The sequence below is a fragment of the Chloroflexus sp. genome (assembly GCF_034435895.1).
Lineage (GTDB): Bacteria > Chloroflexota > Chloroflexia > Chloroflexales > Chloroflexaceae > Chloroflexus.
In genome coordinates this window covers 1-11,393 of sequence record NZ_DAOTWH010000167.1, presented here as the reverse complement: position 1 = coordinate 11,393, position 11,393 = coordinate 1, and the positions used below count along the sequence as shown (strand labels likewise).

The following is an 11,393-nucleotide window of genomic DNA, read 5'->3' as shown; positions in this document are numbered from 1 at the left end:
GGCGGGGCATAGCGGCGCTATGCCCCGCCGCCGCCACTCGCAAAGATTCACACCTATGAACAAACCACCTGCTACCGGTGCTAGCCTGCTCGACGCGCTGCAGCTACCGCTCCCACGCTTGGGGGCGAACCAACCACCGACGCCGGCCACCACACCGGCGTGGCAGCGTCAATTGCAAGCCATTGCTGAAGTGCAACTTGCCCGCTTTCCGTTCTTGATCCAAATGCGGGCCATTTGGCGGCTGTTACGCGAAGAACGGCCCAATTGGGCGTGGCTGTTGCCGCTGCTGGCAATTGTCTTTGTCCGCACTTACCGCCGGGAACGAGAGCGGATGCAACTGCGATAGTCACTCCTCGTCACTGATCCATTCGGGGTCGGCGACTAAATCGAAGCGCGGGATGATCGCGGTGAAGTAGGCATTGTCCATCGTGCGGAAGTAGTACTCGCCCTCCATCCAACCGCGCGGCGATTTGAGCAAGCAAAAACTCCGATACTCATGCACATCGCCGGGGTTGAGCAGTGGTTGCAAGCCAACCACCCCATCACCCACCACTTCCATCTCTTCACCGATTGAATCGTAAATCGTCCAACGCCGGCTCATCAACTGAGCAGCGTGCCGGCTGATGTTCTCGATCCGCACATCGTAGGCGAAGACAAAGCGTTGCAACGGCGGAAACGAATGGCCCGGCAGGTAATGCGGGCGCACGCTAATACGCATGCCTTCGCTAAGGCGGTAATAGAAAGGTCGTCGGGTAAACATGGTCGCAATAGCATGGTGGTAGGGATAGGATTGAACCCCATCCCTACCAGTCATGATCCCCCTTATTTCAAATGCGTCCGGAACCACTGAATCTGCTCTTGGGCGGCGTAGAGCTGATTTTCGGTCATGCCTAAGCCGTGACCTTCGTGAATGAAGCGCACCATACGGGCTGGCACACCGCGATTGACCAATTGCAGATGGAAGTTTTCGTTCTGCACAATCGGCAAGAAATCGTCGGTGCCGTGGAAGGTTAGCACGGCGGCTCTGACCTTATCGGCGCCGTAGCTCGGCGAGTCTTTGACATACTCGTTGAGCGCCTTGTACGGCGGCAAGCCTTCGAGGTAAGGCGGCAAAATGACGCTGCCGAGCTTCCATTCGTTCAGCACATCAATAAACGCGCACTGCGGGTTCGCCGCCGCGTAGAGATCGGGGTAGCGGACAATGCTCTGCACGACGAAATACCCGCCATACGAACAGCCGGTAATCCCCACCTTGCCCCGCGATGTCCAGCCACGAGTGATCGCCTGTTGCACAATTTCGGCCTGCTCATCAATATCGATCTGGCCGAAGTTGAAATTGTCAACCAATGAATTAAAGACTTCGGGCGTATAGCCGTGGCGACCGGCGACCGGCGTGATCAAGAGGGCAAAGCCAAACGAGGGCAGCAGCGCGTAGGGATTCTCGACATTGGCCGCCCACTGATTGAGCATCGGCACATTCGGCCCGCCCTCTTGCCAAACGATCATGCGCACATTCTTGGGCGGGAAGGGCGCATCAGCCGCTTGGATCAAGGTACCGACCCGCATCTGCCCGTTACGCAGGGTGAACGTCACCGGGTCTTGGCGGAGATTGGCCTCAACGCGCAATTCTTCGTTCTGCCACGTCAACCGATAGAGCGCGGAGCCGTCCCAGCGCAGGCGATAGATATCGGGCGGCGCGGTGTACGAGGTATAGGTAAAGACGATCTGGCGGGTGCTGCTGCTCGTGGCAACCACGTTGAAATAGGAACCAGCACGGTCAGCCAGATTGCGCAACTCGCCGGAAACGCGGTTGTAATAGTAGGGATGGCGATTGCTGCCGACCACGCCACGGACAATAATCTCGTCGGGGCTGACGAAATCGGCGATGCTGCTGAAGACAACATCAGCGCCTGATAGCATCGGATGCGCAAAGGTCTTCGTCCAACGGAACTGGCCGTTGCCATCGCGGTCGTAGAAGCGGAAGCTGGTGCGCGACGAGAAGCGCGGGAAGTAGACCGGATGGGTGCGGCCCTTGAGATAAGCCGGATGGTGGGCCTTGATCAATAACGCCTGCCCGCCGGGAGCCCAATCGTGCGCTTCGAGGATCGGCGCGCCGGCGGCGGCATCGGGGCGAATCACCTGCGTCTGGCCGCTGGCAAAGTCGATCACATAGGTGTTGTTGTTTTGAATAACCGGATTCTGGCGCGGGGGTAGATTGCCGGTCACATCACGGTAGATCTCTTCAGAAATGAGCGAACCGACGTAATAGCCGCGCCCCTCGGCATCGGGTATGCCGAAGAACGACACGGCCAACTGGGAAGAGTCACTCGTCCACGTATCATTAAGCAGGGCCGAAGCGTAGGGAACACTGGTAATATACCGCTCTGCACCAGTATTCACATCATACAGGAAGAGGTTATACGGCTTGCGTGTCACTTCCACCGTACTGCTATCCTCTTCCTGCTGGAAAAGGAAGCGAGCAAGGAGATCGGGCCGGCGCTGGCGGAAGAGATCGACCCGGCGCTGGACGCGGGCCGGCAGTTCGATCCGGTTGGCGCGGGCCGCAATTGGCGCCGGAAAGCCAAGGGTGTGGCGAACGGTAAAGGGCTTGGCACCGACAGCAGTTGGCTCATCTTCGGCTTCCGGCTGTTCGCGGAGGATCAGCCAACTGGTGAGATTCGGCGCCACCGAGACAATGCTAATGTTTTCATCGGGGATACCGACCGGCGCTACGCTAATCGAACCGGTAAACCGATCGATGAAGAGGGCCGCAAGCGCATCTGCGTTGCCAGTGGCGAAAAAGTTGGCTGCCAGCACGCCGAGCGTGCTCTCATCTTGCCAGCTATAGCTGCCGAAACCCAAGAAGGGCAGCGGGACGAAGAAATCGAACAGCGTGGCATCGACCGGCACCGTATCGCCGGTGGCGATATCGAGGAAGGCAATTCCTTCATTGGAGCTGATCAATACGGCGGCGTCATCGGGACTAATCTCGCTGATGGCAAGCGGATACGAAGCGCCATTCTGCAAGCGATCGATCCGCTCAATCTCTTCGTCGCTGAGCAAGTTGGGCGGGAGATGCTTCTCATCATCGAACTGGTTGACATTAACGATATTGTTGCGAATGGGAGCGGCGGCAACCGGAACCACAAGACTCATCATCGCGACCAGTACACCGATCCACCAAAGCAGACGGGGTCGTCGCATACAAGTGCTCCTTACCATTGTAAAAAGGCGAAGATCGCTCCGTTTTGTATCATAGCAGATGGCTAGGCAAAATGGTATACTACGAGGTGCGATATTTTTGCTGGAAGAGTCACTTTGCTCGCGGTTGTGGTCACTGGCGCAGGATTGATGAACGTTAGCATAGCAACCCGCTTACGATAGGATGCGACAATTTTACTGCCTCACTCCTGAGTTAGAGTGGCAACTCATACTCAATCTATGCATGACCGGTGATCGAATGGCACTCGTATGACCTGTAGTGAAGCACGCGCGCTCCTCGCCGCCGGCATCCGGCCCGGTTCGGGGTCAACAACTCAAGCGCGTCTGCACGATCATTTAGCGCAGTGCGCCGCTTGCCGCGAGCTGGCCGCAGGAAGCGATCAGGCCCTGCTAGCAGCCTTGCTGGCGACGCCGCTACCGGAACGGCCCCCCGCACGCAACTGGGCGAGCCATCACCTCCTCTTTCTGCTGCTCGCCTTGCTCGCCGGCTGGCTCGGCTTTCAAACCGGCAGGGTCGTGTTGGCAGGGATCACGATTAGCCAGAACGTGGCGGCAATGCAATTGCCCTCGCCAGTGATCACGGCAACGCCGGCGCTAATAGCCATAGCGACGCCGTTGCCAACCCAAGCGCTCCCCACCCCCATCCCCTCACCCTTACCAGCGCCAGATCAACCGGCGACAACCAGCGAAACGATCACCGTTGTCTCCTCGCCAACGCCAGTAGCGTTGGAAGTGGCGATTGCCGCTTCAATAACACCCATCCGCTTGCCGGCAATTGATGGCCGCGCGCCAGTGCCGACGCTGATGCCAACCGTTGGCGTGCGTTTGCCGAAGGGCGATGCGATTCACATTCTGTTGCTGGGCAGTGACCGGCGGCCCGGCGAGAGTTGGGCCACGCGATCCGACGCGGTGATGCTGGTGCGGATCGAGCCATCTACGCGGCGGGTGGCGCTGCTCTCGCTGCCGCGCGATCTGATCGTCGAGATTCCGGGGTACGAGTATGGCCGGATCAACAGCGCAACCGTCTACGGCGAGATGAATCCGGCCATCGGCGGGGCTGAACTCGCCCGGCGCACGGTGACGAATCTGCTCGGACTACCGATTGATCATATCGTGTGGGTTGATTTTACCGGCTTTACTGCAGCAGTTGACGCCATCGGCGGGATTGAGGTTGAGCTTGAGCAGGCGATCTATGATGCGGCCTACCCGACGATGGATTACGGGATTACGACGATCTACTTCCCAGCGGGGAAGCAGCGGCTTGACGGCGCACAGGCGTTGATCTTGAGCCGCACCCGCCACGCCGACAGTGCCTACGCCCGCGAAGCACGCCAGCAGATGATTGTGTTGGCGATTGCCCGCCGGATTCGCGAACACGATCCGGTGCGGCAGGTCGAGCTGGCCGCGCACGTGACCACCGCGCTGCGCCCGCACATCCGCACTGATCTGAGCGCCAATGAAATCTTGGGGTTGGCATGGTCGTTGCGCGATGTTGATCTCGACGCGATCGAGCGGTTTGCGTTAGGGCCAGATGGGGTATACGAGGGGTTGATTGAAGGAGACCCGTATGCGCTGACGCCGCTCCCCGGCGCGATTGCGGCGCTGGTGCGAGAGTTTGTGAACGGGAAGTAGATGCGCGGGATGATTCGGAATAGCCACGAAAAGACACAAAAGTGATCGAGCGTTGAACATCACTCCCGACCTTACTCCCGCCGAGAGGTGAGAGCAGGTGGACAGACCATCTGTCCGGAACCCGGCCCTCAAGGGCCGGGCTTGGATTACGAAGCCCGCGGCGCGGGCTGATACCCCCACCCTTTGCCCCTCCCCCGCTGAGGGAGGAGTGATGAGGAGCACAGCACGGGGCTTTATGGCATCGCATAGCGCTGCTGTCCGCCCCGCAACCCCGCTGGGGGAGGATTAGGGTAGCGGCAGATCCCTCGATCCCCCTTGTCATTGCGAGCCGCCAGCGGCGGCGAAGCAATCTCCCACTTCAGCGCGTAGCATGGCTCACGGATGGCATTCGCAAGGATGCCCCCACTCCAACCCTCCCCTGTTGGGGGAGGGAGCGATGGTGCTCGTAACCCTTGCCTTGCTCCCGCCGAGGGGTGAGAGCGAGGCCAAGAGGGTGAGGGGCTTATTCCTACACTGCGCCTGCCGAGACCCTTTGTCATTGCGAGGGCGCGCAGCGCACGAAGCAATCTCCTGCTTCGGTGAAACCCATACCTGAGGGGATGCAGTCCGTGCTCGCGGGGGATTGCTTCGCCACGCGAGAGCAGAGCGCGGCTCGCAATGACAGGCGGGGAGCGGGGCGCACCGCCCCCCCAGCCCTCCCGCTGAGGGAGGGAGCTATGTTGCTCGTACCCCTTGTCTTGCTGCTACTGACGCGGGAGCGGGGAGTGGAGAATTGGCTTTTTGGAATGCGGCAGTATGACTGCCGCATTCCGTAAGACTCAGGCGATATGGGTGCCGCCGCCGGCCAACGCATGGCTAATGCAGGCGGGAATCCGGGCATCGGCGAGAATGACGCGCTGCACCCCACCAGCCAACGCCTCTTGTGCGCCGAGCAGTTTCTTCTTCATCCGCCCAGCGGCATAATCCATATTGGCCTCGAGATCGGTGCGCGGGATGTGGGGAATCAGCGACGCCTCATCAGGGAAGTTGCGCAGCAGGCCGGGCACATTCGAGAGCAGGATCAGCGTCTGCGCGCCGAGCGCGGCGGCGGTAGCGGCAGCGGCGCGATCGCCATCGACATTGACCGCTTCGCCAGCGGTGGAACAGGCAATCGGCGCTACCACCGGCAGATAACCGGCATCGAGCAGCATGCGCAAGAGCGGCGTATTCACGCGCTCGATCGTCCCCGTCCAATCATCGCGCAAGATCATCTGGCGACCCTGCTCGATCACTCTAATGGTTGATTTCCGTTTGCCTTCCAGCAACCGGCCATCGAGACCGCTCAGTCCCAACGCCATCACCCCGCGCATCTGCAACCGTTCAACCAACTGTTTGTTGATCAGACCAGCAGTTGCCATCAGAAAGATTTCGAGCGTGCGCCGGTCGGTATAACGGCTGGTGTGGCCACCCGGCGAGGTAACAAACCGGGGTGGATGGCCGAGCGCTTCGGCCAAGCGATTGGTCTGATCCGAGCCGCCGTGAACGAGCACCAGCCGCTCGCCAGCTTGCCAGCGGGCCGCCACATCGTCACAGAGCGCGTCGTAGTCGTTACCGGCGCTGCCCCCCACCTTCACCACTAACATAGCAGCTTCCTCCTTATTGCCGCAGGCATCGCATAGAAAGCATAGCGCGGATACACCGCAGTACCGGATTTCTCAGCAATTTCTCTAACAACCATCGCCGCAGAAATGGTATGATGCGCGTATGCGATTGATAACTTGCCTTATTCTACTTCACTTCTTCATCCTAGCTGCGTGTGTACCCACACCGGTAGGAACGACGGAACGAGAGGGCGTTAGCGCGCCAACGGCGACACCGTTGCCGCTGCCTTCGCCTACCCAGCCGCCGTCGCCAACGGCGACACCGGCGCGAGTGGCGCAAGCCCTGCCGCCGCCGGTGAGTGATACGATAGCGGAAGCAGTGCCGACAGCGCCAACCGCGACCCCAAGCGCGCCGCCAACCCCAACGCCGCGCCCGCTCGGCACACCGCCGCGGGTTGGCATTCAGATTGGGCACTTGCGCCCGCACGAATTGCCTGAGGAACAGGCCCACTTGCGCACCTCGACGGGAGCACGCTGGAATGGGATCACGGAAGCGCAGGTGAACGAAGCGATTGCAGTGCGGGTGCGCGATCTGCTGGTCGCGGCGGGGGTGGAGGTGGATCTGCTGCCGGCCACCGTACCGCCGGCGTATGACGCCGATGCGTTCGTGGCGATCCATGCCGATGGATCCGTGGAAGGAGAGCGGGGATGGAAGGTCGCTACGCCGTGGCGGGCATCGGCGGCGAGCCGCGCGTTGATGGACGCAGTTGCCGCAACCTACGGCGTGATCACCGGCCTGCCAGAGGATCGGAACGGCGTCACCGTGAATATGCGCGGTTATTACGCCTTTAATTACCGCCGCCACAGCCACGCGATCGCCCGCACCACGCCGGCAATCATTGTCGAAACGGGATTCTTGACCAACGCTGCTGACCGCGAGATTATCGTGGCCCAGCCCGATCTAGCGGCGCGCGGGATTGCCGAAGGGATTCTGCGCTACCTCAACCAGCGCGATCCGAACGATGGCGCGGCGTTGTTGCCACCTGAATGGCCCATCCTCTATACCAGCGCCGAGACGGCAGTGCGGGCCGGGCCAGCCGAGACGGCGCGGCTGGTGGCGCGCGTACCGGCTGATAGCCGCGTCTTTGTCTTCAATCGCGAAGGTGATTGGTATGAGGCACTGGTACGGGCCGGCGATGCGCGGTACGTGGGGTGGATACAAGTCGATCAGACTCGCCCGGCGACGGCCAATGGCAACCCCATGCCGCCGCCTGCCGAACCACCGGCCACGAATCCGTAAAGGATGCGCGTTACCGCTGCACGATCGGCACATTCACCTGATACAAGGGGCGGGCAGCGACTGGCGTGAGCGGATCACCCAACAACAAGAAGGTGTACAGCGACTCACGCGACTCGCCGCTGGCGGCAAGATTGGCATAACCGGCAGCGACAAACTGGCCAAGCGGCGACCGTGGTTCAGCCGCCCACAGCGCCGTGACGAAACCGATTAACAACTGGCGATGGCCGTAAGCCACGCCAAACCCGCTCGAACTCCACGTAGCAATCGCGCCGCCGGCAGGGTTGAGCACCAACGCTTCATCGATCGTCGTGCCACGGAATGACGGATGCTGGAACGCGCCGGTGAGACAGGTCATACTCAGTACCATCGGCAGCGCCGGCGCGTTGCGCAGATCGGTCGCCGTATCCACATTCAGCAGAAACGGATCGGTCACCTCCACTTGGGTAAAGGCCCACTGAAACTGCAACCCATGCCCGGCATAGACGAGCAAGCCTGCACCTTGGTTGAAGGCGGCAAAGGCTTGCTCACGGGCCGCTACCGCAGCAGCCACCCGCCCAGCTGGCCCAGCCGGATCGTAATAGACGCGGGTGACGCTGGTTTGAGCCGGCTGGAGTGCAATTGCTTCATCGAGCAACGCAGCAAAATCGCCGGCAAGATCAGGGTTATCGGCCAGATAGACCGTATGGCGCTGCCACGCGCCCCTGCTCTGCTCATACGCAAACAATTTAGCGACCAGCGCGCGCAATTCGTCTATGGTCTTCACCGGCAAGCGCCCGATCCACAGATCAGGCTGGAAGAGGCTCTCAGTCAATGGATCTTCGCCATTCAGTTGGGCAAAACAGGTCTCGCAGGCCGTTTCGCCCAACCACGGATCGACCACGGCTAGATAGGGCGGGATCAGGCTTGGCCAGCCGTGACCAAGATAATTGCGCGGATCGGAACTGCCATCACCCACCAAGATGACCGCTTCCGGCGTAGTGAGCCATGTGGCCGTCGCATAACGCAAAAACTGGCGAATCGCGGTCGGATCCGGCTCACCGCCGCTCCAGCCGGCAAAGACATCTTCCACTGCCAGCGCAACCGGCGCCCACCCCTGCGCTTGCCGGCGGTTCAGCAACGGTTCGAGCTCCGGCAAGAAGGCGCGCGGTGCAATGTAGATAGCGCGAGCATTGCGCGGCGTGGCTACATCAACCGGCTGATGGCGGGCAACTGCCGGGGTGTGGAGCGCAGCGGTGCCAGTGACCAGATAGCGGCGCGGCGCCGGCGCGTCATCGGCAAAGGCTGAGCCACTGAAGGTCAGGCGCACCGGCTGCTGCGGATTGGTGATGTCGTAGACGGCTGCACCGGCAGCAGCGCCAGCCAACGGATAGGCGAAACGACCGGCTTGGCCCCGAAAGATCGCCCCCGGCGCGGAAAAGGTCGCTTGCGCTGGCGCGTCAAAGAGGACGCGATCAAGATAGACGCGATCGATCCCGGCCACCGGATCGAGAGTGAGGGTAATAGCGCTCGCCGGCGCCGGCAAGGTTACGGTGGCGCGATGCATGCCTGAACCGCTCCACGTGATGGTGGCACTCCAACCGCCAGCAGCCGCAAGGTGAAGCCGGTGGTTGCCACTATGCTTGACCAGTGTCGCTAATTCAAGCGTAACCGTCATTGGGCCGCTGGGGGCGAACGGCAAAGAAGCGGCCAGCGTCATGGTGGTGCTCACCGGTGAACCAGCCACCGCATCGAGCTGGCGGCTAAAGAAGCGATCGCCATCGAAACCGGCCAATGCCGGCTCGTAGATGGTTGGCGGATCGGACGGCCAGACACCGGCAACGCGAATGGCAGCCGGCTGATCGCCGGCTTGCGGCTGCGCAGCGCGCGTCGCCATGAGCGCGGTATCGGTTGGTTCGACCGTCAGCCAATAGCGGTCGGTCGCCGACCAGCGATCACCGGGGGGAGGGGCGTAGAAGCGGAGAGCTGTCACCGTTGCGCCACTCGTGACCGCCTCCAGTGGAAAGATCAGACCGGCCCGTTGGAGACGCAAGCGGTCAGGGGGCACCTCATTCAGATCAAGACCGAGCGCGCGCAAAGCATCGGCGCTCATCTGCTGGATGCCTTCAGCAGCGACATCAACCGTCCATGCATCGCGCGCAGCGAGCGGATCAGGCGCAGGCACGCTGGCGAGCTGAGCAGCAAAAGTGCTGCTAACCGGCGTCAGCGACGCGCCGGCGATAAAAGCCACGAGACTCAGGACCAAGCGCGGTTGGTCACTGGACAGATATTGAGGAGCAATCTCGTAGAGCGCCGAACGAATCCCGCGATGGAACCCTTCGCCGACCAAGCGGAGCGGCGCCGAAGGCGGAGCGGGCACAAACGCCGGCAATGGCAAGCGAAGTTCACCATCAACTTCCAGCGCCGGCAGTGATGGCGACGGCAACGGTTCAGCCAATGGCTGATCGCGCAACGCGCGGATGACCGGCGCTGCCGGCGCACCATCAGCTAGGTAGAGCAGAAACCGCTGCGGTTCGCGAGCACTGGTCAATTGCCAGCGCACCTCGACCCCGCCGGAAACAGGTTGCAACAGCAAGCCGGCACCCGGCTGCGCCAGCGTCACCGGCGCAGCCGAGGCAAGCAGAGTGGCCAAGGCAAGGAAGCAGAGCAGAAATCGCCGCATTCGATCCCAATTCCTATCGATACGAGCGCCGTTGCAACAACGCGCCCAAGCCAATGATAACCAGCGCCAACCCAATCAAGCTCAGGAACGGTCGAATCGGGTTGCCGGCGGTTTGCGGCAAAGACGATGGCAGTACACCGAGGGTCGCGCTACTGGTATTGTTATCAGCGGTAATCTCGCGATCGCTCGTGCGCACACTGGCGGTATTCACATTATTCGGCGCAACGAGCGGTGCAACCACTTGGGCTGTCACCTGTACGATAATCGTCTCGCCGGGAGCGAGCGATGGCGTAGTGACCGTTACCTGATTGCCGCTAGCACTAGCATTACCAGCCGTCGTCTTTACACCAAGCAAGCGTAATGATGACGGCAACGTATCGGTCAGGGTAACATCGGTTGCCGGCGCGCCACCGATATTCCCGATAGTCAGGGTATAGACCACTTGATCACCAATACGCGCCATTGCCGGCGATACTGACTTCGCAAGGGTCAAATCGGGCACCGGCGGCAGCAACGTTGTGCTACTGGTATTGTTGTCAGTGATAATCTCGGTCGTACCCGAGCGCGCCACCGCCACATTACGATTATCCGGCGGCAACGGTTCGGCCACCACTTTAGCGCGAATCGTAATAGTCACTACCTCACCCGGCGCCACTACCGGCACGACAACCGTCACGCGATTACCGGCGATTCGAGCAGCGCCACTGGAAGCACTCGCATCAATCAGGCGCAAAAAGGCCGGCAACGGATCATCGATCGTTACATCAACCGCAGGCACGCCACCAGCATTGCTGAGGGTCAATGTATACACGACTTGATCACCAACTTGCGCCACGGCAAGCGAAACCGACTTACTCAGCACTAGATCAGGGCGTGCACCGGGCGAGTCGGGCGGCACAGCCGGAGTAGGCGGATCCGTCGGTGGAATCATCGGTGTACTGGTTGGTGGACCCCCCGGCGTGGTCGTCGGCGTACTGGTTGGTGGACCCCCCGGCGTGGT

8 protein-coding genes are annotated in these 11,393 nt (G+C 61.2%); 3 read left to right on the top strand and 5 right to left on the bottom strand.

Going from position 1 to position 11,393, the window contains the following annotated elements; translation table 11 throughout:
• The first annotated feature begins 55 nt into the window (after positions 1–55).
• Positions 56–346 (top strand): hypothetical protein, encoded by a 291-nt coding sequence (locus tag U9R81_RS10165; protein ID WP_322495351.1) that lies wholly within the window; start codon positions 56–58, stop codon positions 344–346.
• Here U9R81_RS10165 and apaG read toward each other — a convergent pair whose 3' ends face one another.
• On the bottom strand, positions 347–760 hold the full coding sequence (gene apaG / locus U9R81_RS10160; RefSeq protein ID WP_322495350.1) for a Co2+/Mg2+ efflux protein ApaG: 414 nt from the start codon (positions 758–760) through the stop codon (positions 347–349).
• A gap of 62 nt (positions 761–822) precedes the next feature.
• Complete coding sequence (locus tag U9R81_RS10155; RefSeq protein WP_322495349.1) at positions 823–3,204, bottom strand: alpha/beta hydrolase family protein; 2,382 nt, start codon at positions 3,202–3,204, stop codon at positions 823–825.
• A gap of 267 nt (positions 3,205–3,471) precedes the next feature.
• Between U9R81_RS10155 and U9R81_RS10150 the strand changes: the two genes are divergently transcribed.
• Positions 3,472–4,854, top strand: a complete 1,383-nt coding sequence (locus tag U9R81_RS10150) for an LCP family protein (protein WP_322495348.1) — start codon at positions 3,472–3,474, stop codon at positions 4,852–4,854.
• 818 nt (positions 4,855–5,672) lie between these two features.
• On the opposite strand, the gene U9R81_RS10145 is transcribed toward U9R81_RS10150, so the two are convergent.
• Positions 5,673–6,476 carry a [LysW]-aminoadipate kinase gene (locus U9R81_RS10145; RefSeq protein ID WP_322495347.1) on the bottom strand — a complete coding sequence of 268 codons (804 nt, stop codon included), beginning with the start codon at positions 6,474–6,476 and terminating at the stop codon, positions 5,673–5,675.
• A gap of 121 nt (positions 6,477–6,597) precedes the next feature.
• On the opposite strand from U9R81_RS10145, the gene U9R81_RS10140 reads away from it, so the two are divergent.
• Positions 6,598–7,734 (top strand): N-acetylmuramoyl-L-alanine amidase, encoded by a 1,137-nt coding sequence (locus U9R81_RS10140; protein ID WP_322495346.1) that lies wholly within the window; start codon positions 6,598–6,600, stop codon positions 7,732–7,734.
• 10 nt (positions 7,735–7,744) lie between these two features.
• On the opposite strand, the gene U9R81_RS10135 is transcribed toward U9R81_RS10140, so the two are convergent.
• Both U9R81_RS10135 and U9R81_RS10130 read right to left on the bottom strand, forming a co-directional pair.
• A complete protein-coding gene (locus U9R81_RS10135) occupies positions 7,745–10,393 on the bottom strand; it encodes a C25 family cysteine peptidase (RefSeq protein WP_322495345.1) in 2,649 nt (882 codons plus the stop codon).
• Between the two features lie 13 nt (positions 10,394–10,406).
• A partial coding sequence (locus U9R81_RS10130; RefSeq protein WP_322495344.1) for a DUF11 domain-containing protein occupies positions 10,407–11,393 on the bottom strand: 987 nt, incomplete at its 5' end.

Bases quoted from the DNA above. Each gene is read 5' to 3' on its own strand.
- U9R81_RS10165 (WP_322495351.1), top strand. From the start codon at position 56: ATGAACAAACCACCTGCTACCGGTGCTAGCCTGCTCGACGCGCTGCAG.
- U9R81_RS10145 (WP_322495347.1), bottom strand. From the start codon at position 6,476: ATGTTAGTGGTGAAGGTGGGGGGCAGCGCCGGTAACGACTACGACGCG.
- U9R81_RS10155 (WP_322495349.1), bottom strand. From the start codon at position 3,204: ATGCGACGACCCCGTCTGCTTTGGTGGATCGGTGTACTGGTCGCGATG.
- U9R81_RS10150 (WP_322495348.1), top strand. From the start codon at position 3,472: ATGACCTGTAGTGAAGCACGCGCGCTCCTCGCCGCCGGCATCCGGCCC.
- U9R81_RS10135 (WP_322495345.1), bottom strand. From the start codon at position 10,393: ATGCGGCGATTTCTGCTCTGCTTCCTTGCCTTGGCCACTCTGCTTGCC.
- apaG (WP_322495350.1), bottom strand. From the start codon at position 760: ATGTTTACCCGACGACCTTTCTATTACCGCCTTAGCGAAGGCATGCGT.
- U9R81_RS10140 (WP_322495346.1), top strand. From the start codon at position 6,598: ATGCGATTGATAACTTGCCTTATTCTACTTCACTTCTTCATCCTAGCT.